This window comes from Streptomyces sp. NPDC020780 (assembly GCF_044334475.1).
Classification (GTDB): Bacteria; Actinomycetota; Actinomycetes; order Streptomycetales; family Streptomycetaceae; genus Streptomyces.
The window spans coordinates 51,539-77,027 of the sequence record NZ_JBIRTB010000010.1; the positions used below are offsets into that span (position 1 = coordinate 51,539).

General features: G+C 71.8%; 24 protein-coding genes and 1 tRNA gene. 11 read left to right on the forward strand and 14 right to left on the reverse strand.

Annotation, left to right across the window (positions count from 1 at the left end; all coding sequences use genetic code 11):
- The first annotated feature begins 301 nt into the window (after positions 1-301).
- On the forward strand, positions 302-1,792 hold the full coding sequence (locus tag ACH4VO_RS20465) for an oligopeptide:H+ symporter (protein ID WP_360987332.1): 1,491 nt from the start codon (positions 302-304) through the stop codon (positions 1,790-1,792).
- A 162-nt stretch (positions 1,793-1,954) separates the two neighbouring features.
- On the opposite strand, the gene ACH4VO_RS20470 is transcribed toward ACH4VO_RS20465, so the two are convergent.
- Both ACH4VO_RS20470 and ACH4VO_RS20475 read right to left on the reverse strand, forming a co-directional pair.
- Positions 1,955-2,446: an ATP-binding protein gene (locus ACH4VO_RS20470; RefSeq protein ID WP_360987330.1), complete on the reverse strand. Its 492-nt coding sequence runs from the start codon at positions 2,444-2,446 to the stop codon at positions 1,955-1,957.
- Positions 2,447-2,646: 200 nt separating this feature from the next.
- Positions 2,647-3,015, reverse strand: coding sequence for an STAS domain-containing protein (locus ACH4VO_RS20475; protein ID WP_360987328.1), 369 nt, complete (start codon positions 3,013-3,015; stop codon positions 2,647-2,649).
- Between the two features lie 292 nt (positions 3,016-3,307).
- On the opposite strand from ACH4VO_RS20475, the gene ACH4VO_RS20480 reads away from it, so the two are divergent.
- On the forward strand, positions 3,308-4,282 hold the full coding sequence (locus ACH4VO_RS20480) for an RNA polymerase sigma factor SigF (protein ID WP_360987326.1): 975 nt from the start codon (positions 3,308-3,310) through the stop codon (positions 4,280-4,282).
- A 162-nt stretch (positions 4,283-4,444) separates the two neighbouring features.
- On the opposite strand, the gene hutI is transcribed toward ACH4VO_RS20480, so the two are convergent.
- The 4 genes from hutI to hutU form a co-directional block, all read right to left on the reverse strand.
- A complete protein-coding gene (hutI, locus tag ACH4VO_RS20485; RefSeq protein ID WP_360987407.1) occupies positions 4,445-5,626 on the reverse strand; it encodes an imidazolonepropionase in 1,182 nt (393 codons plus the stop codon).
- A 245-nt stretch (positions 5,627-5,871) separates the two neighbouring features.
- Complete coding sequence (locus ACH4VO_RS20490; RefSeq protein WP_360987324.1) at positions 5,872-7,239, reverse strand: formimidoylglutamate deiminase; 1,368 nt, start codon at positions 7,237-7,239, stop codon at positions 5,872-5,874.
- The gene (locus ACH4VO_RS20495; RefSeq protein WP_360987405.1) at positions 7,230-8,444 is read right to left on the reverse strand and encodes an allantoate amidohydrolase; all 1,215 of its coding nucleotides are present in this window, start codon (positions 8,442-8,444) and stop codon (positions 7,230-7,232) included. Before ACH4VO_RS20495 ends, ACH4VO_RS20490 begins: the two co-directional genes overlap by 10 nt.
- Positions 8,445-8,593: 149 nt before the next feature.
- Positions 8,594-10,258 carry a urocanate hydratase gene (hutU, locus tag ACH4VO_RS20500; protein WP_360987322.1) on the reverse strand — a complete coding sequence of 555 codons (1,665 nt, stop codon included), beginning with the start codon at positions 10,256-10,258 and terminating at the stop codon, positions 8,594-8,596.
- 428 nt (positions 10,259-10,686) lie between these two features.
- On the opposite strand from hutU, the gene ACH4VO_RS20505 reads away from it, so the two are divergent.
- The 4 genes from ACH4VO_RS20505 (at position 10,687) to ACH4VO_RS20520 (ending at position 12,870) form a co-directional block, all read left to right on the forward strand.
- Positions 10,687-11,124: a hypothetical protein gene (locus ACH4VO_RS20505; protein WP_360987320.1), complete on the forward strand. Its 438-nt coding sequence runs from the start codon at positions 10,687-10,689 to the stop codon at positions 11,122-11,124.
- Positions 11,121-11,921: a helix-turn-helix domain-containing protein gene (locus ACH4VO_RS20510; protein WP_360987318.1), complete on the forward strand. Its 801-nt coding sequence runs from the start codon at positions 11,121-11,123 to the stop codon at positions 11,919-11,921. The genes ACH4VO_RS20505 and ACH4VO_RS20510 overlap by 4 nt, the downstream gene beginning before the upstream one ends.
- A gap of 38 nt (positions 11,922-11,959) precedes the next feature.
- Positions 11,960-12,424: a roadblock/LC7 domain-containing protein gene (locus ACH4VO_RS20515; protein WP_360987316.1), complete on the forward strand. Its 465-nt coding sequence runs from the start codon at positions 11,960-11,962 to the stop codon at positions 12,422-12,424.
- 71 nt (positions 12,425-12,495) lie between these two features.
- A complete protein-coding gene (locus ACH4VO_RS20520; protein WP_069174361.1) occupies positions 12,496-12,870 on the forward strand; it encodes a hypothetical protein in 375 nt (124 codons plus the stop codon).
- Between the two features lie 139 nt (positions 12,871-13,009).
- On the opposite strand, the gene ACH4VO_RS20525 is transcribed toward ACH4VO_RS20520, so the two are convergent.
- The 4 genes from ACH4VO_RS20525 to ACH4VO_RS20540 form a co-directional block, all read right to left on the reverse strand.
- The gene (locus ACH4VO_RS20525; RefSeq protein ID WP_360987403.1) at positions 13,010-13,546 is read right to left on the reverse strand and encodes a hypothetical protein; all 537 of its coding nucleotides are present in this window, start codon (positions 13,544-13,546) and stop codon (positions 13,010-13,012) included.
- A 157-nt stretch (positions 13,547-13,703) separates the two neighbouring features.
- Positions 13,704-14,564, reverse strand: coding sequence for a MurR/RpiR family transcriptional regulator (locus tag ACH4VO_RS20530; RefSeq protein ID WP_360987314.1), 861 nt, complete (start codon positions 14,562-14,564; stop codon positions 13,704-13,706).
- Positions 14,565-14,882: 318 nt separating this feature from the next.
- Positions 14,883-15,341 carry a hypothetical protein gene (locus ACH4VO_RS20535; RefSeq protein WP_360987311.1) on the reverse strand — a complete coding sequence of 153 codons (459 nt, stop codon included), beginning with the start codon at positions 15,339-15,341 and terminating at the stop codon, positions 14,883-14,885.
- Between the two features lie 10 nt (positions 15,342-15,351).
- Complete coding sequence (locus ACH4VO_RS20540; RefSeq protein WP_360987309.1) at positions 15,352-15,621, reverse strand: hypothetical protein; 270 nt, start codon at positions 15,619-15,621, stop codon at positions 15,352-15,354.
- Positions 15,622-15,718: 97 nt separating this feature from the next.
- Here ACH4VO_RS20540 and ACH4VO_RS20545 point away from each other — a divergent pair, with 97 nt between their 5' ends.
- Positions 15,719-16,138 (forward strand): hypothetical protein, encoded by a 420-nt coding sequence (locus tag ACH4VO_RS20545; RefSeq protein WP_360987307.1) that lies wholly within the window; start codon positions 15,719-15,721, stop codon positions 16,136-16,138.
- A gap of 413 nt (positions 16,139-16,551) precedes the next feature.
- On the opposite strand, the gene ACH4VO_RS20550 is transcribed toward ACH4VO_RS20545, so the two are convergent.
- The gene (locus ACH4VO_RS20550) at positions 16,552-17,955 is read right to left on the reverse strand and encodes a cystathionine beta-synthase (RefSeq protein ID WP_360987305.1); all 1,404 of its coding nucleotides are present in this window, start codon (positions 17,953-17,955) and stop codon (positions 16,552-16,554) included.
- A gap of 155 nt (positions 17,956-18,110) precedes the next feature.
- Between ACH4VO_RS20550 and ACH4VO_RS20555 the strand changes: the two genes are divergently transcribed.
- The 3 genes from ACH4VO_RS20555 to ACH4VO_RS20565 all read left to right on the forward strand — a co-directional run bounded on the left by ACH4VO_RS20555 (position 18,111) and on the right by ACH4VO_RS20565 (position 21,782).
- Positions 18,111-19,202: an SGNH/GDSL hydrolase family protein gene (locus ACH4VO_RS20555; RefSeq protein ID WP_360987401.1), complete on the forward strand. Its 1,092-nt coding sequence runs from the start codon at positions 18,111-18,113 to the stop codon at positions 19,200-19,202.
- Between the two features lie 125 nt (positions 19,203-19,327).
- Entirely contained in the window at positions 19,328-20,548 is a 1,221-nt protein-coding gene (locus ACH4VO_RS20560; RefSeq protein ID WP_360987303.1) for an acetyl-CoA C-acetyltransferase, read from the forward strand.
- Between the two features lie 403 nt (positions 20,549-20,951).
- Entirely contained in the window at positions 20,952-21,782 is an 831-nt protein-coding gene (locus tag ACH4VO_RS20565) for a hypothetical protein (protein ID WP_360987301.1), read from the forward strand.
- 20 nt (positions 21,783-21,802) lie between these two features.
- Here the strand turns inward: ACH4VO_RS20565 and ACH4VO_RS20570 are convergent, their stop codons facing one another.
- From ACH4VO_RS20570 to ACH4VO_RS20580, 3 genes are all read right to left on the reverse strand, one after another.
- The gene (locus ACH4VO_RS20570) at positions 21,803-22,132 is read right to left on the reverse strand and encodes a hypothetical protein (RefSeq protein ID WP_360987299.1); all 330 of its coding nucleotides are present in this window, start codon (positions 22,130-22,132) and stop codon (positions 21,803-21,805) included.
- Between the two features lie 417 nt (positions 22,133-22,549).
- Positions 22,550-23,437, reverse strand: a complete 888-nt coding sequence (locus ACH4VO_RS20575) for a Bax inhibitor-1/YccA family protein (RefSeq protein WP_360987297.1) — start codon at positions 23,435-23,437, stop codon at positions 22,550-22,552.
- 233 nt (positions 23,438-23,670) lie between these two features.
- Positions 23,671-23,754: transfer RNA gene (locus ACH4VO_RS20580), tRNA-Leu, on the reverse strand.
- Positions 23,755-24,688: 934 nt separating this feature from the next.
- Between ACH4VO_RS20580 and ACH4VO_RS20585 the strand changes: the two genes are divergently transcribed.
- Positions 24,689-25,456 (forward strand): ABC transporter ATP-binding protein, encoded by a 768-nt coding sequence (locus tag ACH4VO_RS20585; RefSeq protein WP_360987295.1) that lies wholly within the window; start codon positions 24,689-24,691, stop codon positions 25,454-25,456.
- Positions 25,457-25,489 lie beyond the last annotated feature (33 nt).

A 25,489-nucleotide genomic window follows, 5' to 3' on the forward strand; every position in this document is an offset into this window, starting at 1 on the left:
ACCACCTGAGGACCTTTGGGCAGCTATTCGCGCCAAGGGTCACTTTTGTGTGTGGGCCGGTTCCCGCCGGCCCTGACCAGTGAATGACCTATGGGCCGGGCCCGGAGCGCGAGGACGCGCCCCGGGCGTGGATCCCGGTGTGGCCGGTCCCCGAGTCCGCCCCCGCTCCCTCCGGAGCCGGTGACCGGATCGAATCCCCTCGAGGCGTCGGGGGTGGGGCGCGGCCGTCCCGGTGCCGGCTACCCCCCACCGGGCGCGTACCGCTCTCGAGGCGACGCGTCCCGACCAGCAAGGATCGACCATGGCGTCCAGCCTGACGAAGGACCCGGCCAGTACTACCGGTGCCGGGAAGACCTTCTTCGGCCACCCCCGCGGCCTGGCCACTCTCTTCATGACGGAGATGTGGGAGCGCTTCAGCTACTACGGCATGCGCGCGCTTCTCCCGCTCTACCTGATCGCTCCCAACGGGCTTCACATGAATCCCGCCACGGCCACGGCGATCTACTCGGTCTACCTGTCGCTGGTGTACCTGCTCGCCATGCCCGGCGGCTGGTTCGGCGACCGTGTCTGGGGCCCCCGCAAGACCGTCGCCATCGCGGGCGGCGTCATCATGCTCGGCCACCTGACGCTGGCGCTGCCCACCCAGGGCACCTTCTTCGCCGGCCTCGGCCTGGTGGCGATCGGCTCCGGTCTGCTGAAGTCCAACATCTCCACGATGGTCGGCCACCTCTACGACGGCCCGGACGACCCGCGCCGTGACGGTGGCTTCACGATCTTCTACATGGGCATCAACATGGGTGCCTTCGCCGCACCGCTGGTCATCGGCACCGTCGGTGAGAACGTCAACTGGCACCTGGGCTTCGCCCTGGCCGCACTCGGCATGGGTCTGGGCGTCGCCCAGTTCCTGATCGGTACCCGCCATCTGAACCCGCGCAGTCTCGTCGTGCCGAAGCCGCTGTCCGCGGACGAGCGCGCGTCCACGCTGCGCAAGGCCATGATCTGGATGGGCGTCGCCGCGGTCTTCTACATCGGCACGGTCGTCACCGGCGTCTACACGCTGAACTGGCTGCTGGTCCCGATCACCGTGGCCGGCCTGGTCATCCCGGTGATGGTCCTGACGCGCATCAAGCGCGACAAGGCACTCAGCGACACCGAGCAGGCCAAGATGTCCGGCTACATCTGGTTCTTCGTGGCCGCCGCCATCTTCTGGATGATCTACGACCAGGGCGGATCGACGCTGGCGATCTTCGCCGACTCCTCGGCGGAGAACTCGGTGCTCGGCTGGGACTTCCCGGTCTCCTGGTACCAGTCGGTCAACCCGGTGCTGATCATGGCGCTGGCCCCGGTCTTCGCCGCCTTCTGGATGGCGCTGAACCGGCGGGGCAAGGAACCGAGCACGATCGTGAAGTTCAGCTCCGGTCTGGTGCTGGTCGGCGCGTCGTTCTTCCTCTTCCTGCTGCCGCTGACCATCGCCGGCGACGGCCACAAGGCCGCCGCGATGTGGCTGGTGGCGATCTACTTCGTGCAGACCGTGGCCGAGCTGACCCTGTCCCCCGTAGGCCTCTCGGTCACCACGAAGATGGCTCCGGCCAAGTACGCGAGCCAGATGATGGGTGTCTGGTTCCTCGCGGTCACCGCGGGCGACTGCACCACGGGTCTGCTGTCCATCGCGGGTGTCGAACTCAACGGCACCGGGGTGGTGGCGCTCCAGGCCACCCTGGCGGTCCTCGCGGGTGTCGCGATCTTCATGTACCGCGGGAAGGTCAAGACGCTCATGGGCAACGTCCGCTGACGCGGAGCCCTTCGCGGGCCCTCACGCGGCCAGGGGCCGTCGTACCGATCCGGTGCGGCGGCCCCTGGCCGTATCCGGCGGGAGCCGTACGGGGCGGGCCGCCCGGAGCGGGCACGCGAAAAAGCGCGCCGGGCGTTCCGGCGCGCCGAGGGTGGAGCGGGGTTACTCGGGCGCCGCAAGCTCCGCCCAGACGGTCTTGCCCGGCATGTCCGGCGTACGGGAGACGCCCCAGTCCAGGCAGAGCCGCTGCACGATGAACATGCCGTGCCCCCCGGGCCGTCCCGCGCGGTGCGGGGTACGGGGGGCGGGCTGCCCCGTGCCGCGGTCGACGACCTCGACCCGGAGCGCCTTGGGCGAGCAGGCGAGACGGAGCTCCTCGGGACCGTCGGCATGCAGGCAGGCGTTGGTCACGAGCTCGGAGACGACCAGCAGTACGTCCTCGGCGGCCGCTCTGCGGTCGGCCCCGGACGCGGGGAGCCAGCCCCAGTCGTGCAGGGCCTGCCGGGCGAAGTCACGGGCCATCGGCACGATGCCCGTCGCCTCCCGCAGCGAGAGGGAGCGCCACTGCCGGTCGGCCGGCGCGGCAGGGGCGGCGCCCGTACCGTCCGGCTCGCGGCCGAGGCCGCCCGGCGGATGCTGCCGGGTGGTGCTCATCAGCGCTTCACCTCACCGATTCACCGTGTTGCCATCGAACAGATACTGGTCAGTTACAGAGTGTGGAGGCCGTTGAAGGCGCCACCGGGGTGTCTCCTGCCCGATCGCCTGGGGACGACACCCCCTTCGGCTACGCCGAAAGCATGACGCGGGCCGGCCGGAAGGCGGCGGGCACCGGAGCAGCGCATGAGACACCGCCGTCAGGAACTCAGGGCGTCTTCGAGGGAGGCGTGGACGGTGAAGACCGCCTCCGCACCCGTGATCTCGAAGACGCGGGCCACCATGGGCTGCATTCCCGCCAGGTGAACCGCTCCCCCGGCCGCCTCGGCCTGGAGGCGGGCACCGAGCAGGACGTTGAGGCCGGTGGAATCACAGAATTCGAGGCGTGAGCAGTCGACCACCAGACGCACCCGCCCTTGCCCGACCGCGCTCTCCAGCGGTTCGCGCAGCAGATCCGCGGTGTGGTGATCGAGCTCACCCACCGGCGTCACGACTTCGCTCAGCCCTTCGGTCCGGACCTCGACCTGTAGCCGACCCCGGTTCGCACTGCCGACCGTCCCGCGGTCCATGCCCGTCCCTCTTCGCCGTCCGACACTGTCCGCGCCGTTTTGCCGCGGCTGTCTCCGCGGCTTACGCCGACGTCCGTGAAACATTACGCGTTTCCCTCACCACACGGTAGTCGAAGAACTCAACAAACCGGACATATATGACTAATTGGCGCTTGTAACTCGTGGCTGGAACCGGGTAAGGGTAGAGGGCACCACATCACCTGGACGCTCGATCGGCTTCGGAGGCGCCGCTTCACCGCAGGAACACGTAGGGGCATCGGCAGCCATATGCCGAGAACGATGGAGGAGACCCATGTCACCCCGGCTCGACGTATCGCGTACCCGCATCGCGACGTCGGCATGTCCTCAGGGACCGACCGATTCAGACTTTCCCGGTGCGCGCGCCGTACCCGGCCCGCGCACCGGCCACAGCACCGGCCCCGCCGCCGGTGACACCACACCCGTCGGCCTTCCGTGCCAGGGCCTCGGCGATCTCCCGGAGATCCCGCCCTACGCCGAGGTCGGCGCCCTCGACGCAAGGGCGTTGTCGAAGACGCTCTTCGCGCGGCTCGAAGTGCTCGAGGAAGGCACCCACGAGTACGCGTACGTCCGTAACACCCTGGTCGAACTCAACCTCGCCCTGGTCAAGTTCGCCGCCTCCCGGTTCCGCACCCGCAGCGAGCCGATGGAGGACATCGTCCAGGTCGGCACCATCGGCCTGATCAAGGCGATCGACCGCTTCGAGCTCAGCCGGGGCGTGGAGTTCCCGACGTTCGCGATGCCCACCGTCATCGGTGAGATCAAGCGGTTCTTCCGGGACACCAGCTGGTCCGTGCGCGTCCCGCGCCGGCTCCAGGAGTTGCGGCTCGACCTCGCAAAGGCGGGCGACGAGCTGGCGCAGCGGCTGGACCGCACGCCCACCGTGGGAGAGCTGGCCGAGCGCCTCGGCATCAGCAACGACGAGGTCGTGGAGGGCATGGCGGCGAGCAACGCGTACACCGCGAGCTCGCTGGACGCCACGTCGGAGGACGACGACAACGAGGGCGCGCTCGCGGACCGTATGGGCTACGAGGACCACGGCATCGAAGGCATCGAGTACATCGAGTCCCTCAAGCCGCTCATCGCCTCACTGCCGCTCCGCGACCGCACGATCCTCTCGCTGCGGTTCGTGGACAACATGACGCAGTCGGAGATCGGCGAGGAGCTGGGCATCTCGCAGATGCACGTGTCCCGGCTGCTCTCCCGGACGCTCGTCAAGCTCAGGAAGGGCCTGACCGTCGAGGAGTGACCCGCCCACGGACGCGCAGGCGCGTCGTCGCGGAAGGACCCGACCCGGCAACGGGCGGGTCCTTCCGCATGTCTGACCGCCTGCCAGGAAAGGGGGCCCGCCGCCACCCGGGCCGCGCACGACGCGCACGACACGCCCCCCGCCGTGCACCGCGATCCGCCGCTACCGGGCCCCCGCGACCCGCTCGCCGCGCCGCCACACGGAGTGGACCAGCGGGACTCCCGGCCGGTAGGCGAGGTGGACGTGACTCGGCGCGTCGAGGAGGACGAGGTCGGCGCGGGCACCCGGCGCGATGCGGCCGACGTCGGTACGGCGCAGTGCGGCGGCGCCCCCGGCGGTGGCCGACCAGAGGGCCTCGTCCGGGGTCATCCCCATGTCCCGTACCGCGAGGGCCACGCAGAACGGCATGGAGGAGGTGAAGGAGGAGCCGGGATTGCAGTCGGTGGACAGGGCGACCGTGGCGCCCGCGTCCAGCAGGCGCCGGGCGTCGGGCCAGTCGGCGCGGGTGGAGAACTCCGCGCCGGGCAGCAGGGTGGCGACCGTGTCCCCCTGGCCGAGCGCGTCGACGTCGGCGTCCGTGAGGTGGGTGCAGTGGTCGGCGGAGGCCGCGCCGAGCTCCACGGCCAGCTGGACCCCGGGGCCGTGGCCGAGCTGGTTGGCGTGGACGCGTGGGCTCAGCCCCCGGGCCAGGCCGGCGGTCAGGATCGTGCGGGCCTGGTCGCCGTCGAAGGCGCCCCGCTCGCAGAAGACGTCGATCCAGCGGGCGTGCGGGGCACAGGCGTCCAGCATCGGCCCGGTCACCAGGTCGACGTACCCGGCGGGGTCGTCGGCGTAGTCGGGGGACACGATGTGGGCGCCGAGGTAGGTCACCTCGTCCGTGTGACGGGCGGCGACGCGCAGGGAGCGTGCCTCGTCCTCGACGGTGAGGCCGTAGCCGGACTTGGTCTCCAGGGTGGTGGTGCCCTGGCGGAGCGCCTCGGCGAGGTAGCGGGCGACGTTGGCGGAGAGCTCCTCGTCGGAGGCGGCGCGGGTGGCGGCCACGGTCGTGCGGATGCCGCCCGCGGAGTAGGGGCGGCCGGACATGCGCGCGTTGAACTCGTCGGTGCGGTCTCCCGCGAAGACCAGGTGGGAGTGCGAGTCGACGAAGCCGGGGATCAGGGCCCGGCCGCCCGCGTCGACGGTGTTGTCAGTGGCGGGTGCTTTGCTGGACTCACCGGTCCAGACGATGCGGTCGCCCTCGATGACGACGGCGGCGTCGCGGATCAGGCCCAGGGGGGTTCCGTTGCCGAGGGAGGGGTCGTTGGTGACCAGTACGGCGATGTCGGTGACCGCGGTCGTCGTCATCCGGGCGCTGCTTTCGTCGTGGGTGTGGGCCATGGGCCGAGGTGCGGGGCGAGTCCCCGGGCGGATCGCACGGCGCGCGGGGCGGGCGAGGCCTGGGGGGTCGGTCGGACGTGCGGGGCGGGTCGGACGTGCGGGGCGGGTCGGACGTGCGGGGTCGGTGAGGCTCGCGGGGTGGGTCGGACGCGCGCGGGGAAGGCTCGCACGGCGGGTCAGGATCGCACGGTGGGTGAGACCTCCGGGGCCGGTCAGGCCTGCAGGGCGGCGATGGCCGACGCGAGCGCTCCGGGCACGTCCTCGACCAGCGTGTGGTGACCGTCCCGGACGATGTGTCTGCCTCCTACGACGGTGTGCCGCACATCCGCCGCGGAGGCGGCGAATACGGCCGCTTCGGCTGCCAGTCGGGGCACCGGGCCCGCTGTCCTGACGGAGTCCAGTGCGACGGTCGTGAGGTCGGCCGGCGCCCCGGGTTCGAGCGTGCCCGCGTCCGGGCGTCCGAGAGCGGCGTGACCGTCGGCGGAGGCCGCCCTGAGCAGGGCGGCCGCGGTCCAGTGGCCCCGGGCGTGGGTGCGGAGCCGTTCGTTGAGCTCCATCGCCCGGGCCTCCTCGAAGAGGTCGATCACCGCGTGGCTGTCGCTGCCCAGCGACAGCGGGGAACCCGCCCGCTGGAGGGCGGCGGCGGGGCCGATGCCGTCGGCGAGGTCGCGTTCCGTGGTGGGGCACATGCAGGTGCCGGTCCGGGAGGAGCCCAGCAGCTCGATGTCCTCGGCCGTGAGGTGCGTGTTGTGGATGCCTGTGGTGTGCGGCCCGAGGACCCCGTGGTCCGCGAGGAGCCGGGTCGGGGTGCGCCCGTGCGCGGCGAGACAGGCGTCGTTCTCCGCGGTCTGTTCGGACAGGTGCACGTGGAGCGGGGCGTCACGCTCCTGCGCCCATCGCGTGACGGTGGCCAGCTCCCCGGCCGGGACGGCGCGCACGGAGTGGATGGCAGCGCCGATCAGCGCCTGCCCGTCGGCCTTGAGGAGGGAGGCGCGCTCGGCCCAGGCTTCGGCGGTGGTGTCGGAGAAGCGGAGCTGGTGCCGGTCGGGCTTCCGGCCGAAGCCTGCGGCGAGATAGGCGGTGTCGAGCAGCGTGATGCGGATGCCCGCTTCGGCCGCCGCCGCGATCAGCGCCTCCCCCATCGCGTTCGGATTGTCGTACGGGGTGCCGCCCGGCGCGTGGTGGAGGTAGTGGAATTCACCGACGCAGGTGATGCCGGCCAGCGCCATCTCGGCGTACGTCGCACGGGCCAGGTCGAAGTACGAGTCGGGGGTGAGCCGGGAGGCGGTCCGGTACATCAGGTCACGCCATGTCCAGAAGGTCCCCGAACCGACCTGGACGGTGGAGCGCAGAGCCCGGTGGAAGGCGTGCGAGTGGGTGTTGGCCAGCCCGGGAACGGTCAGGCCGCGCAGGACGGTCGCGCCGGGCGGCGGCGTCCGGGCGCCCGTCCGCACACCGGCGATGCGGCCTCCGGCCACGTCCAGGGCGACATCCGGTTCGACATGGGTGCCGAGCCAGGCGTGGGACATCCAGTAGGTGGCGGTGACCGGCGTGCCCGTCGGTCGGGTTGTCAGCTGCACGCGAGACCTTCCAGTACGTCGGCGAGTGCCATCACCCCGGCCACGCAGTCGTCCTCACGGGCGTGTTCGGCCGGCGAGTGCGAGATCCCGGTCGGGTTCCGTACGAACAGCATGGCGGTCGGCACGGAAGCGGACAAAATACCCGCATCGTGTCCTGCCCCCGTCCCCAGCACGGGCACGTCGCGCCCCGTGCCGTCCGGACCCCGCTTCCCCAGCACCCGGCGGATCTCGTCCCGCAGGGCGTGCTGGAACTCCACGACGGGCGTGAAGGACTCGCGTACGACGTCGAGGTCGATCCCGGCCCGCTCCGCGTGTTCCCGGGCGACCCGCTCGATCCCTCCGACGACGGCGTCGAGGGTGGCCTGGTCGGCGGCGCGCGAGTCGAGCCAGCCCCGTACGAGGGAGGGGATGGCGTTGACCCCGTTGGGCTCGACAGCGATCTTCCCGAAGGTCGCCAGACCCCCGGCGAGTTCCGCCTCGCGCCGGGCCGCGAGCACGGTCTCGGCGTACGTGAGCATCGGGTCGCGGCGGTCGGCGAGGCGGGTGGTCCCCGCGTGGTTGGCCTCCCCCCGGAAGTCGAACCTCCAGCGGCCGTGCGGCCAGATGGCCGAGGCGACGCCGATCGGGTGCCCGTCGAGGTCCAGGGCCCGCCCCTGCTCCACGTGGAGTTCGACGAAGGCGCCGATGCGGGCGAGCCGTTCGGGGTCGGGGCCGATGGCGTCCGGGTCGTGTCCGGCCGCCTCCATGGCCCGGGGCAGCGGGACGCCGTCCCCGTCCCGGAGCAGGTGTGCCTTCGCGGGAGTCAGCTGTCCGGCGGAGAGCCGGGAGCCGACGCAGGCGAGCCCGAAGCGGGCCCCTTCCTCGTCACCGAAGTTGGTGATGGCGAAGGGCTTCACGAACTCCACTCCCCTGCGGCGGAGTTCGTCGAAGGCGGCGAAGGAGGAGACCACACCGAGAGGTCCGTCGAAGGCTCCGCCGTCCGGTACGGAGTCCAGGTGCGAGCCGGTGACGACGGCGTCCCCGGCCAGCGGGTCGCCGGACCAGGCCCACTGGTTGCCGTTGCGGTCGGTCTCCAGGACGAGGCCCCGGGACTCCGCCTGGGCACGGAACCACGCACGGCAGTCCAGGTCGGCCCCGGTCCAGGCGTACCGCCGGTAGCCGCCGCTGTCGGCGTGGCGCCCGATGGGCGCGAGTGAGCGCCACATCGAGTCGAACGACTGCGGTTCGGAGCGCGGGCGGGAGGGCTCCGCCGTCTCGTACGGTCCGGGCCCGGCGCCGGGCGCCCCGTCGGCCGTCTCCGCCGCGGTCCCCCGGCAGGGCTCCGTGCCGTGCGGCCGGCCGCCGACGGTGCCGGTCACCGGCTGTCACCCTCCGCCATGGGAACCCGTACGCCCTTGTCCGAGGCGATGGACCCGGCGATGTCGTACCCCGCGTCGACATGCCGGATGACGCCCATGCCCGGGTCGTTCGTGAGGACCCGCCGGATCTTCTCGCCGGCCAGCTTCGTGCCGTCGGCGACGGTGACCTGCCCCGCGTGGATGGAGCGCCCCATCCCCACACCGCCGCCGTGGTGCAGGGACACCCAGGACGCCCCCGACGCCACGTTGACCATGGCGTTCAGCAGCGGCCAGTCCGCGATGGCGTCCGAGCCGTCGAGCATGGCCTCGGTCTCGCGGTACGGCGAGGCGACGGACCCGCAGTCCAGGTGGTCGCGCCCGATGGCCAGCGGTGCGGCGAGTTCACCGCTCGCCACCATGTCGTTGAACCGCTCACCTGCCCTGTCGCGCTCCCCGTACCCGAGCCAGCAGATCCGGGCGGGCAGCCCCTGGAAGTGGACCCGCTCACCGGCCATCCTGATCCAGCGGTGCAGCGACTCGTTCTCGGGGAAGAGTTCGAGCATCGCCCTGTCGGTCTTGTGGATGTCCGAGGCCTCACCCGACAGCGCGGCCCAGCGGAAGGGCCCCTTGCCCTCGCAGAAGAGCGGCCGGATGTAGGCGGGCACGAAGCCCGGGAAGTCGAACGCCCTTGCGTAACCGGCGAGCTGGGCCTCGCCCCGGATCGAGTTGCCGTAGTCGAAGACCTCCGCCCCGGCGTCCATGAAGCCGACCATGGCCTCGACGTGCGCGGCCATCGATTCGCGGGCGCGCCGCGTGAAGTCGGCGGGCTTCTCGGCCGCGTACGCCGCCATGTCGTCGAAGTCGACGCCGACCGGCAGGTAGGCGAGCGGGTCGTGGGCGCTGGTCTGGTCGGTGACGATGTCGACGGGCGCGCCCTCGGCGAGCATCCGGGGCAGCAGTTCCGCCGCGTTGCCCAGCAGGCCGATGGAGAGCGGCCGCCGCGCGTCCCGTGCCTCTACCGCCAGTTGGAGGGCGTGTTCCAGCGAGTCGGCCCGTACGTCCAGGAAGCGGTGCTCGATCCGCCGTTCGATGGCACGGGGGTCGCAGTCGACGCAGAGGGCGACCCCGTCGTTCATCGTCACGGCCAGCGGCTGGGCCCCGCCCATGCCGCCGAGGCCCGCGGTCAGCGTGATGGTGCCCGCCAGCGTTCCGCCGAACCGCTTGGCGGCGACGGCGGCGAACGTCTCGTACGTGCCCTGGAGGATGCCCTGCGTCCCGATGTAGATCCAGGAGCCGGCGGTCATCTGGCCGTACATGGTGAGCCCGAGGGCCTCCAGCCGGCGGAACTCCTCCCAGTTGGCCCAGTCGCCGACCAGGTTGGAGTTGGCGATCAGTACCCGGGGCGCCCACTCGTGCGTCTGCATGACCCCGACCGGCCGCCCGGACTGGACGAGCATCGTCTCGTCCTGCTTGAGCGTCCGCAGCGTACGGACCATCGCGTCGAACGACCGCCAGTCGCGGGCCGCCTTGCCGGTGCCGCCGTAGACGACGAGCTTGTCGGGGTGCTCGGCGACCTCGGGGTCGAGGTTGTTCTGCAGCATGCGGAGGGCGGCTTCCTGCTGCCATCCCAGGGCGCTCAGTTCCGTACCGCGCGGTGCCCGTACGGGGCGGGGTCCTGACATGGGGAATGCCTCCTCGCGACTGCGACCGTCATGACTGAAGACCGAGCACTGTGAAAGTTGTATTCACATCCTGGCGTCCTGAATACTCCTAGTCAACAGGTGGGGTGCCTTCGCCGACCGGGCGGGCCCGCGGCCGCACCCCGGGCGGAGGTCCGGCCCCGCACACCCCAGGGCCGGCTGCCGGGCTGTCGGGCCTCCGGGCTTCCGGGCGGTCGGCCGTCGAGCTGCTGGCCTGCCGGGGCGGCCGGCCGTCGAGCTGCCAGGCTTCCGGACTGCCGCGATCCCGGCCCGTCGCCGGACACCCACCTGCGCCCTTTACACGACCGCTCGCATGTACCAAAGGAAAATGCCAGAACTCCCACCCGCCGTGAGCACGTTGCGTAGCCTCTGCACTACAGCCGTACGCCACGTCGGGAGGGGAGTCCGCGGTGCCCGGAATCGACGAGTGCCTGCTCGAGGTCATGAGGCTGCCCGGTGCCCGGGGCGCCGCGGTGGTCGACTGGACGAGCGGTCTCGCCCTCGGCACCATCGGTGAATCGCCCAACGGCGACCATGAGGCGACGGCAGCGGAGACCGCCGAAGTGGCACGGATGGCGGCCGAACAGCCGGTCTTCGCAGGCGATCCGGCGGCGGGTCCGGAGACCCGCACCCCCGGGGCGATCCCGCCCCTTCCCCCCGGGTTACCCGGCCTCGCCGTGGAGGACGTCATCGTCACCACCGCACCCGGCTACCACATCCTCCGTTTCGTCGAGACGTCCTTCGACAGCAGCGTCTTCCTCCACCTCTGGCTGGACCGCGCCGAGGGCAACCTCGCCCTCGCGCGCATGCGGCTCGGTGACATCGCGGAGCGGCTGGTCCTGGCATGAGCCCGGCCGCCACCGCCCCGTCCGGCATACCCGGGCACTCCGTCCTCTCGCCCATGCTCCAGCGGCTCGCGGCTGAGCGCGCCACCGGCGCGCTCATGCGTGACCGAGGCACGCTCTACCTCGCCGACGGCCAGGTCGTCCACGCCGAGAGCCCCGCCACCCCGGGCATCGACGTCCTGCTCACCGCCGGCGGCGCCCTGCGCAGCGAAGGCTGGTGGGACGCCGTCGCCCAGGCCGGTGCCGGTCAGCGGGTCGGCCGCTACCTCGTGGACAGCGGCAGGGTGCCGGGCGGCGCGCTGGAGCTGTGCCACCTGGGAGCGCTGTACGACGCGGCGTTCTTCGCGCTGGCCCCGACACACACGCCGGCCCGGTTCCGTTACGGGGTCTCCCACTGGATCGGCCCCGTCCGCCCCGTCCCCGTGGACGCCGTGCAGCGCGAGACGCTCCGGCGCCGGGAGCTGCTGGACCGGATCTGGCCGGACCCGCTCACCGACAGCGCCCCGCTCGTCCGCGCGGCGCACCCGCTCGACGCGCCGGTCCCGCCGCGCCAGCGCCGCGTCCTCGACCTGGTCGACGGTGTGCGGACGGCCACGGACCTCGCACAGGAGCTGGGCCGTTCGGCCTTCCACATCCTGGTCGACCTGCGGCGGCTGGCAGCCGCCGGACTGGTCGAAACGGTCCGCCCGGCCGCGGCCGGGCCCGCCTCCGCGCCCGGCCGGATCGCGCTGCCCGAGGTCACGGCCGACCCCGACGTCGCCCTGTTGCGCCGGCTCAGAGACGCATTGGAGGCCCTGTGATACGCGCGCTCAGACAGCGTGCCGGGAGGAGACAGCTGATGGTGCCCGAGGCCGAAGCGCAGGAAGTCCTGGACGAGCTCCAGCGGTTACGGGCCCGGGTACCGCTCCTGGCGGGAGCCCTCGCCGCCAGTACGGACGGTCTGGTGGTGGCCCAGGACACCCCGGGCATCGAGGCGGAGGGCGTCGCCGCGCTGACCGCCGCCGCGCTCGGCGTAGCGATCCGGATGACCGACGCCACCGGCCGCGGCGGATTCCGCGAACTCCTGATCCGCGGCGGGAGCGGCTACATCGCGACGTACGCGGCGGGCTCCTCCGCCGTACTGACCCTGCTGGCCGAGGACCGCATCAACGTCGGCCGGCTGCACCTGGAGGGCCGCAGGTCCGGTGCGCGCATCGGCGAGGTGGTGGACGCCGCGCTCGAACGCGCCGACCGTCCGGCGCCTCCCGCAGGGACCCCGCAGTCCCGGACCCTCCCGCGCCGCACCACGCCGGACCCCTCGTGACACAGCACCGCACCACCCACCGGAAGACGGACCGGCCACCTGGGCCGGCCAGGGAAAGGAAAAGAGCACTCATGGCCAACACCGAAGCGTCACTGAAGGAAGCGATGACGTCGATCGAGGGCACCCTCGGCGTCGCACTCGTCGACTACACGAGCGGCATGGCTCTGGGCACCCTCGGCGGTGGCAAGGAGTTCAACCTGGAGGTCGCGGCGGCGGGCAACACCGACGTCGTACGCGCCAAGCTCCGCACCATGGAACACCTGGGCATCAAGGACGAGATCGAGGACATCCTCATCACGCTCGGCGCGCAGTACCACCTGATCCGGCTGCTCAAGACCCGCGGCAGCAACGGCCTGTTCCTCTACCTCGTACTGGACTCCGGCCGCGCCAACCTCGCGATGGCCCGTCACCAGCTGAGGAAGATCGAGGCGGAGCTGGAGGTCTGACCCGGCGGACGCCGGCTCCCTGCCGGGGACCGGAGGGTCAGGCGGCGGGCCGGACGCCGAGCAGGCCGCCGGCAGGAGGCCGGCCCGGGGGCTGCCCGGCCCTGGGCGCTCCCCCGCCGCCGGCCCCTCCCCGCCACGCTCACCGGCGACGCCGTGCCCCACCGGGCGCGGCGTCGCCCGCCATCGGTCCGGTCGTCCGGTACGCCTCCACCTGCCGGCCGGCGGGCCGGCCCCGCTCGACCCGGTCGGTCCGCACCCAGTACAGGACGTCGTCGCGGCGCTCCCGCTGCCCCAGCCGTACGGCCTTCACCCAGAGCCCGGCACCGGCCCCGGCGAGCAGGAGCCCCCCGGCGCCCGGCAGCACCCAGGCGCTGCACACGGCCAGCAGGAAGGCGGCCGGCAACCACCACCGGTTCCGCCGGCGCCAGGTACGCACGGTCACGGCGCGGTCCTGCAGGAAGTCACCGCGCCCCGCTCGCGTGGCCGCCCGGGCGAGCTCCGCGTACCGCCCCGTCCGCACGGTGCTCACCGCGGCCGCGGTGACCAGGAACAGCGCCGCGCCGGCCAGCAGCCCGACGCGCCGGCCGGTCAGCCCCGGGACGAACGCGCCGACCGCCGCCGCCAGCAGACCGGGCCACCACAGCGGCGCGGCCCCGGCCCTCACGATCACGGCCACCCTCGCCAACGACTGCGCTCCGCGCCCCACGTCCATACCCCTTCCGCAGCTCCCTGTGGACCTTCTGGGCGCGGAGATTAATGGGTCCGGATGAGTGGTGTCTGAGAATCGGCGGACGATCCGTCCGGCTGACCGGGACGGGCGCTCAGCCGGTTCCCTACTCGACGAACAGACCCCTCGCGACCGCTTTCGCGTCGAACTCCTCCAGCCGGGCCTGCGCCTCGGGCAGCCCGTCGCACATGGCTTCCAGCAGCACCCGCCCCAGCAGCATCGGCGCGCACGCGGTGTCGAAGGCGAGCCCGGTCCCCACAGCGGCCGGAATCAGCAGGTCGCTGTAAGCGGCCACGGGGGCGAACGCCGAGTCGGCCACGGTCACGACCGTCAGCCCCTGCTCGCGTGCGTAGGCCAGGGCGTCCACGACCTCGCGGGGATGGCGCGGCAGCGCGAAGCACAGCAGCACACTCGCTCCGGCGCGGCGGGCCGCGTCGATCCGGTCGTGGACCATGCTGCCGCCCTCGTCGAGCACCCGTACGTCCGGATGCACCTTGGCGGCGAAGTACCCGAAGCCCCGTGCCTGCGAGGACGCGGCCCGCAGCCCCAGCACGAGCAGGGGCCGCGATGCGGCGAGCAGCCGTCCCGCCCGTTCCACCGGCGCCGGGTCGGCCAGCAGGTCGGCCAGGTGCCGCAGGTTCTCGATCTCGGCCCGCACGGCCTGCTGGTACTCGTTGAGGCCCTCGCCCCCGCCCTCGTCCGCGCCCACGCCGTTCGCCGCCCCGTCCGGTGCGACCTCCCGCAGGTGCCTGCGGAGAGCCGGATACCCGTCGAAGCCGAGTGCCACGGCGAACCGGGTGACCGAGGGCTGGCTCACCCCGGCCAGCTCGGCGAGCTCCACGCTGGACAGGAACGGGGCGTCGGCGGCCCGCCGCACCATGGAGTGCGCGATCCGCCGCTGGGTGGGCGTGAGCCGGCGCCCTTCGAAGAGCCCCTGCAACCGCGCGGCCGGGCTGCTCCCGCTCATGCTGTCCCCTCCAGAGATCCGGCGCGCCGGACCGGCACCGCCGAATCCATTCAGCCAGCACGCAGGCTGAATGTCCATATACAGCCGGACCTGCTCGCAGTGCGGGACGGCTTCCGGCCACCCGGCAGACGGTCGATCCGCTGCTGGGCGGCCGGGAGCCGGGCGTCAGGAGCCGGCGTGGCCCGCATCCGCTGAATGCCACGCCCCCAGGCCGTCCTCGGCCCCTCTTCCACCGGAGCGCCGAGCCGCGCGGAGCGGCGTCAGGTCTCGTCGTGCCGGCGGCGGGCGAGGGCGTCGGCGGCCGAGCGGCGACGCTTGTCATGGACGTCCACGAGGGTTGTCGGCGCCCTTTCCGACGTGGAGGCGTTCGGCGACGGCGATCAGGGCGAGCGTCGCCGCGATCACTGCACCGGCCGTCATCACGGGCGTAACGAAGTCAGGGACGGCCGCCGCGTACGCACCACCCGACGTGAGGCGGCAGTCGAGGGCCGGTGGCAGGTAGGACACGCTGTACCCGCTCACTTGCCCGTACAGCGAAGGGTTCGCTTCCTGGCAGGCCAGTGCGGTGCCGCTCTCGTCGAGGAAGAGCGACACCAGACCCCAGGCGTAGGCGACTGCGGCGAGGGCTCCGGCAAGCGCGGCGCCGCCGCCTGCCACGGCCCCACGGCCGCCCCTGCCGATCGCCGGGAAGCCGTATCCGACGAGACCGAAGGCGGTCACAGCGGCGACGACGACGCCGAGCAGCAGGGGCAGGGCGGCGGGATACTGGGACGTCATGGTGACCACCTCACCCGACGGTGAGCTGTCGGACAAGGTTGTTGTACTCCGAGATGTGGTAGAGCCCCCTCCGCTTGGCGGCGTCGATCTCGACCTGGACGCCCCAGCCCTGGTAGCGGCGGATGATCTCGAAGATCTCGCCCTCGGTGCAGGCCAGGCTCATGGGACGCAGGGTGGTCTCGCCGGCCGGCGGGTTCTTGCCGCCCGGTTTGCCTGCGGCGCCCCACAGGTGGATCAGCGGCACGGTCCGCATGGTGAAGGCGTTGTCCTTGTTGACCACCTGGCCCCGTTGTTCGGTTGACGGCAGGCTGCCCCCAGGGCGAACACGGGGGTCAGCCCCCATGACCCGGGCGCCCCGGCTCCGTACCGTGACACGCATGGAAGCAGCCCGTGACCCCGAGCTCAGGCGAGAGCTCGACGCCACCCTCCAGGCCCGCGGCGAGCTGGGCCCCGAGTTCGAGAGCGCACTCGTCGACTCGTTCCTGGAGAAGGTCGAGCAGCGGCTCGACAGCAGGCTCGACCGGCAGGTGCGCAGGCACGTCGCCGAGCAGCGGACGAGCGCCGTGCGCGCCGCCGCGCGGCCCGAAGGAGCGGGAGGGAGCTTCGGAGAGCGATTCGGCTTCGTGGTCGTCTCACTGGTGCTGGCCGTCCCACTGTCGGCGATCGGCGCCGCCCACGCGGGGACGGGCGGACTCGTCGTGGCCTGGCTGGGCGTCGTCGGCGTCAACGCCGTACACGCCGCCCGCGCGTGGCCCCGGCTCCGCACCGGGCCCGGTGCGGCCGGCCGACAGGACTGAGAACGCCGCAAGGACGGGGCCCGGAGACCGGGGGACGTGAGACCGGGGCGAGAAGCCGGGAAACGGCAGACGGGAGACCCAGAGCCCCCAGGCAGGAAGCCGGGAACCAGGAACCGGAGGACGGGAGACCGGGAGCTCCGGGCGGCGAGTTGTCGTGGGGACCGCCGCACCCCCGGTCACCCGGGGGGCGGGACGACGGCGGTCCCCACGAGGGACGCGGTCCCGGGTCAGGGCCGGGTGTCGCGTCCGGGCGACGGTGGAGGTCCGGGAGCCGCTCCGTAGTCCGTGTCGCCGTACTCGGTGCCGGCGGGTTTCCCTGCCGGCACCGATCACTCTGCCGCAGCCGTGTTAAGCCGGTGCTGCGCGTACGTGTCGCGCTCGTACCGTTTTCGCGAAGCCCGGAAACCGGGGCGTCACTGCTTGGGGGTGGCGTCCTTGGCGAGGAAGGCCAGCAGGTCCTGCCTGCTCACTACCCCCTTGGGCTTGCCCTCGACGAGGACGATCGCCGCATCGGCCCCGTCCGTACCACTGAGCACGGCCATCAGGTCCTCGACCGGTTCGCCCGAGCCGACCTGCGGCAGCGGGGCCGACATGTGCTTCTCCAGAGCGTCGGAGAGCGAGGCGCGCTGGGTGAACAGGGCATCCAGGAGCTCCCGCTCGACGACGGAGCCGATGACCTCCGCGGCCATCACGTCCGGGTGCCCGGCGCCCGGCTTCACGATCGGCATCTGGGAGACGCCGTACTCGCGCAGTACCTCGATGGCCTCGCCGACCGTCTCCTCCGGGTGCATGTGGACGAGCGAGGGGAGCGGGCCCTCCTTGAAGTCGAGGACGGCGCCGACCCGTGCGGACGGGCCGGTGTCCTCCAGGAAGCCGTAGTCGGCCATCCACTCGTCGTTGAAGATCTTGCTCATGTATCCGCGGCCGCTGTCCGGCAGCAGGACGACCACCACGTCGTCGGGGCCGAGCCGCTTGGCCACCTCCAGCGCGGCGACCACCGCCATGCCGCAGGATCCGCCGACGAGCAGCCCCTCCTCCTTGGCGAGGCGGCGCGTCATCCGGAACGAGTCCTTGTCGGATACGGCGACGATCTCGTCGGTGACCGTACGGTCGTAGGCGCTCGGCCAGAAGTCCTCACCGACGCCCTCCACGAGGTACGGCCGGCCGGATCCTCCGGAGTAGACGGAGCCCTCCGGGTCGGCACCGATGACCTGCACGCGGTTCTCGCTGATCTCCTTGAGATAGCGGCCGGTACCCGTGATCGTGCCGCCGGTGCCGACACCCGCGACGAAGTGCGTGATCCGCCCGTCCGTCTGCTCCCAGAGCTCCGGGCCCGTGGTCTCGTAGTGGGAGCGCGGATTGTTCGGGTTGGAGTACTGGTCGGGCTTCCAGGCCCCCGGCGTCTCACGGACCAGGCGGTCCGAGACGTTGTAGTACGAGTCCGGGTGCTCGGGGTCGACGGCCGTCGGGCAGACGACGACCTCGGCGCCGTAGGCACGCAGCACGTTGATCTTGTCCGTGGACACCTTGTCCGGGCAGACGAAGATGCACTTGTAGCCCTTCTGCTGGGCGACGATGGCCAGGCCGACGCCCGTGTTGCCGCTGGTCGGCTCGACGATCGTGCCGCCGGGCTTCAGCTCGCCGCTCTGCTCGGCCGCCTCGATCATGCGCAGCGCGATGCGGTCCTTCACCGACCCGCCGGGATTGAAGTACTCGACCTTGGCCAGGACCGTCGCCTGAATGCCTGCCGACACATTGCGCAGCCTCACCAGCGGGGTGTTGCCGACAAGACTGATCATCGAATCGTGGAATTGCACCGTGTACTCCGGGATCTCCGAGATGGTCAGGCAAGACTATGCGCAGGCGCACGGGAACGGGGGGTGCGATTGGGCAATGCCCCCCGCGGGGCAGGTAGTGCTGTGTACGGCTGTACGGCATGGAGGAGGTGGACCGGACTGTGTCGAGAGCGAGGGTGGCACGGCGGATCGCGGCGGGCGCGGCCTACGGCGGCGGCAGCGTCGGGCTGATCGGCGCCGCGGCGGTGGGCCTGCTGCTGGCGGAGGTGCAGCTGGCGAAACGGCAGGTGGGCGGGGGTACGGCACCGGTTCCGCCGAGCGCGGACGGACGCTACGGGGTGGCGTTCGCCGGTCCCGCCGACCCGTTGCGCCTCGCGCTGCTCGGCGACTCGACGGCGGCCGGCCAAGGGGTGCGCAGGGCCGGCCAGACACCGGGGGCGCTGCTGGCGTCCGGGCTGGCCGCGGTGGCCGAGCGCCCGGTGGATCTGCGGAACGTGGCGTTGCCCGGGGCACGGTCCGACGATCTGGAACGCCAGGTGTCGCTGGTCCTGGCGGATCCGTCGGGGATGCCGGACGTCTGCGCGATCATGATCGGCGCGAACGACGTGACGCACCGCATGCCGGCCACGCAGTCGGTGCGCTGCCTGACCACGGCCGTACGCAGGCTGCGCACGGCCGGCGCCGAGGTGGTCGTCGGCACCTGTCCCGACCTGGGCACGATCGAGCCGGTATACCAGCCGCTGCGGTGGCTGGCCCGGCGGGTGAGCAGGCAGCTGGCGGCGGCGCAGACGATCGGCGCGGTGGAGCAGGGCGGGCGGACGGTGTCGCTGGGCGACCTGCTGGGGCCCGAGTTCGAGGCGAACCCGCGGGAGCTGTTCGGCCCCGACAACTACCACCCCTCGGCCGAGGGCTATGCGACGGCGGCGATGGCGATGCTGCCGACGCTGTGCGCGGCCCTGGGCCTGTGGCCCGAGTCCGACCATCTGGACGGCTCGCGGCGCGAGGACATCCTGCCGGTGGCCAAGGCGGCGTCCCAGGCGGCCCGCGAGGCCGGTACGGAGGTCACGGCAGCGCGGGCACCGTGGGCCCTGCTCAAGCACCGGCGGCGGCGGAGGCTGCCCGCACACACCGAGCCGGTGCCGCACGAGGAGGCCGGCGAGGACCCGCCGCCCGCCTCGCCGGGGTTCCGGAGCGACGTGGCGGCCCGTGTCAGGAACGGGACGGGACGGTTCAGGAGCGGGCCCGGCGGGAACAACCCGAGCGACTGAGCGGTTGCTTAGAAAAGAGGTCGGCGTCACATCGCCTGCCGGGTGACCTCAGCTGTACGTACGGGTAACTTCCAAGTCAGTCCATGTCCAGCCTTCCTGCCTTCCAGCCCTCATGGAGCCGCGTGATGCCCGAAGCCGTGATCGTCTCTGCCGCCCGTTCGCCCATCGGCCGGGCCTTCAAGGGGTCTCTCAAGGACCTGCGCGCGGACGACCTGACCGCGACCATCATCCGGACCGCGCTGGACAAGGTCCCGGAGCTGGATCCGGAGGACATCGACGACCTGATGCTCGGCTGCGGCCTTCCGGGCGGGGAGCAGGGCAACAACCTGGGCCGCATCATCGCCGTGCAGATGGGCATGGACCACCTCCCCGGATGTACGGTCACCCGCTACTGCTCGTCCTCGCTGCAGACCAGCCGCATGGCGCTGCACGCGATCAAGGCGGGCGAGGGGGACGTCTTCATCTCCGCCGGCGTCGAGATGGTGTCCCGCTTCGTGAAGGGCAACTCCGACAGCCTGCCGGACACGCACAACCCGCTCTTCGCCGAGGCCGAGGCGCGTACCGCGGCCCGCGCCGAGGAGTCCGGAGCGAGCTGGACCGACCCGCGCGCGGAGGGCCTGGTCCCGGACGCGTACATCGCGATGGGGCAGACCGCGGAGAACCTCGCCCGGATCAAGGGCGTCACGCGTCAGGACATGGACGAGTTCGGCGTACGGTCGCAGAACCTCGCCGAGGAAGCCCTCAAGAACGGCTTCTGGGAGCGCGAGATCACCCCGGTGACGACGCCGGACGGCACGGTCGTCTCCAAGGACGACGGTCCGCGCGCGGGCGTCTCCCTGGAGGGCGTTCAGGGCCTGAAGCCGGTGTTCCGCCCCGACGGGCTGGTCACCGCGGGCAACTGCTGCCCGCTCAACGACGGCGCCGCCGCCCTCGTGATCATGTCCGACACCAAGGCGCGCGAGCTGGGTCTGACTCCCCTGGCACGGATCGTCTCGACGGGCGTGTCCGGGCTCTCCCCCGAGATCATGGGATACGGGCCGGTCGAGGCCAGCAAGCAGGCGCTGAAGCGGGCCGGGCTGACCATCGACGACATCGACCTGGCCGAGATCAACGAGGCGTTCGCCGCCCAGGTCATCCCGTCCTACCGGGACCTCGGCCTGCCGCTCGACAAGGTCAACGTCAACGGCGGCGCGATCGCCGTCGGCCACCCCTTCGGCATGACGGGCGCCCGCATCACCGGCACGCTGATCAACAGCCTGCAGTTCCACGACAAGCAGTTCGGCCTCGAGACGATGTGCGTGGGCGGCGGCCAGGGCATGGCTATGGTCATCGAGCGGCTGAGCTGAGCCGCAGCGAAGGGTAGGGGTCGCCGCAGGCGGCACCTGCCCGCAGCGGAGGCGAAGCGAACGCGACCAAGGACACCACGCGGCTGAGCTGAGCCGCAGCGAAGGCGGCCTCCGGTGGTCCCGGGAGGCGGCCGACGGCGTCAGGTGGGCCTCCCCTGTCCCGCGTGAGGGCCCGTTTGAATCGGGCTGAGCTCCGAACGTGACCGAATCTCCCCCAGGATGTGATCTGCGTCCCGGGGGAGAATCGTTTTCCCTGGTCACACCCGCCCCAGGACGGAACACCGGGCCCAAAGACCTGTCCATTTCGTGACGTAATGCACTGACAGCAGGCGCAGGCACAGGACAAGCTGATGTAAGAAGTCGGGGGGTGTCGATTGAAACCGGGAGTATGTCAGTGAGCGCCATGTCATTTGCCCTGTTGCTGACCACCGCCGCTGCCACGGCCGTCGGCGCCGCCGCTCTGCACGCTGCTCACGGGCTGCGCAAGCAGGTCACGGCCCTGCGGACGGAGCTGGCGGAGGGCCGCGACCGCCATGTTTCCGTCCCCGAGCAGCAGAACCGGAGCACCGCCACCACGGCCGAGGAGATACGCACGGCGGTGGCCGAAGCACTTGCCGAGGAGCGGGAGCGCGAGCTCGCCGAGGCCCGCGCCTTCTGGGCCGCGCAGGAGGCGCGTGACGCCGCCGACGCCCCGTCCCTGCTCGGCGGAATCGCCGGTCTCGGTGAGGACGTCCCGTTCTTCATGCCCCGCCAGGCCGACTTCGCCGGTCTCGAGGCGATGGACCTCGAAGCCACCGAGGCCCTCGAAGAGCTGGTGGAACTGACCGACCTGCCCGAGGTCGCCGAATTCGCCGAGGACTCCCCGGAGCTGGCCGCAGCCCGTCGCCGCCACCCTTCACACCCGGACTTCATTCCCACGCAGACACCGGTCGTCACCGACCATGAGCGTACCGTGAACCGGCTGGAGCGGCTCGCGGACACCGGCACCCAGCTCACCGACGTGCGCCCGGGCCCGCTGGGCACGCTGGACGTGTACGTCTTCGCCGACGGCACCACCCTCTGCATGACCCCCGGCCACCGCGAGACCGCCGAGCGGCTCGCCGAGTCGCTGCGCGCGGGCGAGCAGCCCGTGCTGCTGGGCGGGTCCGGCGTCTCCGGCGCCTACGCGCTGACGTTCTCGTGCGGGGAGGAGAACGTCTACATCCTCGCGGACCGCGTCATCGCCTCGTTCTGACACCGCCCGGCGGCGCCCGGTCAGCCGGACCCGGAGGAGAAGGCCCGCTCCGCCGCCGCCTCGACACAGCGCACGGCCTCGTCCAGTTCCTGGGACGAGGCCGTTTCCAGTGCCACGGCCAGATCGCGGCCGGCGACGGCGAGCTGGTCGCCCACCGCGAATATCCCGGCGTCCGGCATGACACGCGGCTCCCGCTCCGGCGCCTCCACGCGCTGGGCGCGCGCGGACAGTTCCCTCGCCAGGGCCAGCGCCTCGGCGCCGGCCCCGCGCTGCAGCCTGCTCTGCGGAGCGCTGCGCAGGCGGTCGGCGAATCGGTCCACAGCGGTGATCAGAGGTGTCGTATCGAGCACGCCGCGACCCTACGCGCCCCACCGGACGGTTGCCGAACGGGCCCCCGCTCGCGCAGGGTGCCGGGAAGGACCAGAACCGCGTACCGCGACCGCGTCGCAGGCGCCGAGGTCTCATGGCTTCTCCGAGGAGACCCCGCAATCGGCTCTCCCGGATTCCCGGTCGCACCGGTGATGGTCTCGCTGACCCGCTCCGCCCCGCGGAGGAGGGCCCTCTCCCCCTTCGGGGAGTGGGCCGGCCGGCGGCGGAGCGGACGCGACCTCACCTACGGCCACGCCAGGCGATCGTCCCCGCATACCACTTGGGGCGGGCGGCCCGGAAGCCGCTCCGAGCGCCTCCCGGCCCCGGGGGCAACCGAACGGCGCGGCCCGCAGGCTCAGGAGCCTGCGGGCCGCGCCGTGTGTGGTGTGCCTGCGGGGTCAGTCGTCCCCGTTGAGGATGGAGAGCAGGCGCAGCATCTCCAGGTAGATCCAGACGAGGGTCAGGGTCAGGCCGAACGCGGCCAGCCAGGACTCCTCGCGCGGGGCGCCGTAGTTGATGCCGTCCTCGACCTGCTTGAAGTCGAGGGCCAGGAAGCAGGCGCCGAGGATGATCCCGATGACTCCGAAGAGGATGCCGAGGCCGCCGCTGCGGAAGCCCAGGCCGTCACCCCCGCCGAACACGCTGAACAGCAGGTTGACCATCATCAGGAGCACGAAGCCCATGGCGGCGGCCATCACGAAGCCGTAGAACCGGCGGGTGACGCGGATCCAGCGCATCTTGTACGCGATGAGGACACCGGCGAAGACGCACATGGTGCCCATCACCGCCTGCATCACGGTGCCGGGGCTGATGTAGGTGCTGACCGTGCTGGAGATCACCCCGAGGAAGACACCCTCGAAGGCCGCATAGGCGATGATCAGCGCCGGGGACGCCTTGCGCTTGAACGACTGGATGATCGCGAAGACGAAGGCCACCAGGGCGGCGCCGACGGCGATGCCGTAGGACTTGCCGAGATTGGCCTCGTCGACCGGCAGCAGGGCCCAGGAGAGCGCGGCGGTGAGCACCACGGTGCCCAACGTCATGGCCGTACGGGTGACGACGTCGTCGATCGTCATCACGTCGGTGCGCGCCGGCGCCTGCGGGGCGCCGTACCGGGTGTCCTGCTGGGCGTAGGGATTGGTGGCGTACGGGTTGGCGGCGGCGCCCTGCGCGTACGGGTTGGCACCCGCTGCGGGGGCCCCGGCCTGCGGCGCCGCGTTGAAGCCCGCGTAGCCGTTGTCGCGGCTGAACCCCCGTCGCGAGAAGACCGGGTTGCTGCTCCTCATCTCACTCCTCCATGGCCACCCAGCGTGGCCTTCCCACAAGAGTAATGGGTAGGCAAAACAATCCGTCCACTACCGGAGGAGGATCTTTCGGAGAAGTTGACCACTGAATCACCGGGCGGCCGCCCCGGTTCCGTTCGCGCCGGCGGCAGGCAACCCTGCCACGCACACCTCGACCGCACGGATCCGGTGTGCGCCGGGCTTCGACGGCAGCTCAACCCGCACCGCGAGTTGAGTGCCCGGAGCCGGACTCGAACCGGCACGCCCCCGAGGAGGCAGCGAGGTTTAAGCTCGCCGTGTCTGCATTCCACCACCCGGGCGTGGGCGCGCGGCTCCGCGTTGGCACAAGACCCTATCGGGGGGCGTCCCTCGGGCAGCGGAACATCTGCTCGATGTTGTCTTATTTTATTGACTGTTTGATGGACCGTCAGACAGGTGACAGGCGTCAGCGCGTGCCCGGGTGGGCCGGGGGGTACGAACCCCGGCGAACGGGAATGACGGAAAGTCGCCCCACCCGTCCGGGCCAAGCGCCATGGGCGCGCCACCGTTCGCCGGCTCTTCGCCACCTCACCGGTGGTGTCGTCACCGACGCGCCCCAGGACCGGCCGGGGTCCCCGTACCTCCGGGTCCTTCAGCACGGGCCCCGCGACACGGAACACGGCGCTCTCGCCGGGCAGCAGCGTAACGAGCATGCCGTCCACCCCGGCAGCCGGGTACAGCCGGTCGGGGAGGAGCGCCAGCTCGCGCAGGCGGTCGGCGCGGTCGATCGTCCCCCGGTGACCGCCGCCCGATGCGTCACCCCGAGTGACCGGCACGTGCGCGGGCGCGGCCGACCGCCCATGTCCACGACAACGACATCAGGGCGGTCGCCGGGCTCTGTCCCTCGCCCGGCAGAGGAGCCGGGGCCTGCCGCCGGACCGTCGCCCGTCGCCCGTCGCCTGGGACGACCCCTGGCTGTCCCGGGTGGTCCGGCCGTCACCGACAGCGCTGAGCCGCGACATCCCGGCGTACGGCACCCAGGCCCCCGCACCCGGCCACCGGGTTCGAGGGCGCGGCGGCCCGGCCGCCCCACGCCCCTGAGGGCGGACGCTCTCAGGGGCGGTGTCATACCCGAGAAGTACTCCGGGGCCCCGCCGGTGCGACTCAAGAGGGTTCCCGGAACGGGTACGGGGACTGACGACCGGGCGGAGAACGACGGTGAGGATGGAGGGGTCCCCGAGCAGGCCCCGCACCACCCGAACCAGGAGTACCCCTGTGACCACCACCGCCGTTCACCGCACCACCGCGGTCGCCGCCCGCGCCACGGAGCTGTCGAAGGTCTACGGACAGGGTGAGACCCAGGTGGTCGCCCTGGACCGGGTGACCGTGGACTTCCCCCAGGGCGAGTTCACCGCGATCATGGGGCCCTCGGGCTCCGGCAAGTCGACCCTGATGCACTGCGTGGCCGGCCTCGACAGCTTCAGCAGCGGCTCCGTACGCATCGGCGAGACCGAGCTCGGCACGCTGAAGGACAAGCAGCTCACCCAGCTGCGCCGGGACAAGATCGGCTTCATCTTCCAGGCCTTCAACCTCCTGCCGACCCTGTCCGCGCTGGAGAACATCACCCTGCCGATGGACATCGCCGGCCGTAAGCCGGACGCCGCGTGGCTGCAGAAGGTCATCGACATGGTCGGCCTGGCCGACCGCCTCCATCACCGGCCCACCGAGCTCTCCGGTGGTCAGCAGCAGCGCGTCGCCGTGGCCCGCGCCCTGGCGTCCCGGCCCGAGATCATCTTCGGCGACGAGCCGACCGGGAACCTGGACTCACGCTCGGGCGCCGAGGTGCTCGGCTTCCTGCGCAACTCGGTGCGCGAACTCGGCCAGACCGTGGTGATGGTGACCCACGACCCGGTCGCCGCCTCGTACGCGGACCGCGTGCTCTTCCTCGCCGACGGGGCGGTCGTCGACCAGATGCTCCACCCCACCGCCGACGGTGTCCTCGACCGGATGAAGGCGTTCGACGCGAAGGGCCGCACCAGCTGACGGCTGCTGCCCGCCCCCGCCGCCCCCTACCGA

Bases quoted from the DNA above. Each gene is read 5' to 3' on its own strand.
- ACH4VO_RS20465 (WP_360987332.1), top strand. From the start codon at position 302: ATGGCGTCCAGCCTGACGAAGGACCCGGCCAGTACTACCGGTGCCGGG.
- ACH4VO_RS20470 (WP_360987330.1), bottom strand. From the start codon at position 2,446: ATGAGCACCACCCGGCAGCATCCGCCGGGCGGCCTCGGCCGCGAGCCG.
- ACH4VO_RS20475 (WP_360987328.1), bottom strand. From the start codon at position 3,015: ATGGACCGCGGGACGGTCGGCAGTGCGAACCGGGGTCGGCTACAGGTC.
- ACH4VO_RS20480 (WP_360987326.1), top strand. From the start codon at position 3,308: ATGTCACCCCGGCTCGACGTATCGCGTACCCGCATCGCGACGTCGGCA.
- hutI (WP_360987407.1), bottom strand. From the start codon at position 5,626: ATGACGACGACCGCGGTCACCGACATCGCCGTACTGGTCACCAACGAC.
- ACH4VO_RS20495 (WP_360987405.1), bottom strand. From the start codon at position 8,444: ATGTGGCGCTCACTCGCGCCCATCGGGCGCCACGCCGACAGCGGCGGC.
- hutU (WP_360987322.1), bottom strand. From the start codon at position 10,258: ATGTCAGGACCCCGCCCCGTACGGGCACCGCGCGGTACGGAACTGAGC.
- ACH4VO_RS20510 (WP_360987318.1), top strand. From the start codon at position 11,121: ATGAGCCCGGCCGCCACCGCCCCGTCCGGCATACCCGGGCACTCCGTC.
- ACH4VO_RS20515 (WP_360987316.1), top strand. From the start codon at position 11,960: ATGGTGCCCGAGGCCGAAGCGCAGGAAGTCCTGGACGAGCTCCAGCGG.
- ACH4VO_RS20520 (WP_069174361.1), top strand. From the start codon at position 12,496: ATGGCCAACACCGAAGCGTCACTGAAGGAAGCGATGACGTCGATCGAG.
- ACH4VO_RS20530 (WP_360987314.1), bottom strand. From the start codon at position 14,564: ATGAGCGGGAGCAGCCCGGCCGCGCGGTTGCAGGGGCTCTTCGAAGGG.
- ACH4VO_RS20535 (WP_360987311.1), bottom strand. From the start codon at position 15,341: ATGACGTCCCAGTATCCCGCCGCCCTGCCCCTGCTGCTCGGCGTCGTC.
- ACH4VO_RS20545 (WP_360987307.1), top strand. From the start codon at position 15,719: ATGGAAGCAGCCCGTGACCCCGAGCTCAGGCGAGAGCTCGACGCCACC.
- ACH4VO_RS20560 (WP_360987303.1), top strand. From the start codon at position 19,328: ATGCCCGAAGCCGTGATCGTCTCTGCCGCCCGTTCGCCCATCGGCCGG.
- ACH4VO_RS20565 (WP_360987301.1), top strand. From the start codon at position 20,952: ATGTCATTTGCCCTGTTGCTGACCACCGCCGCTGCCACGGCCGTCGGC.
- ACH4VO_RS20575 (WP_360987297.1), bottom strand. From the start codon at position 23,437: ATGAGGAGCAGCAACCCGGTCTTCTCGCGACGGGGGTTCAGCCGCGAC.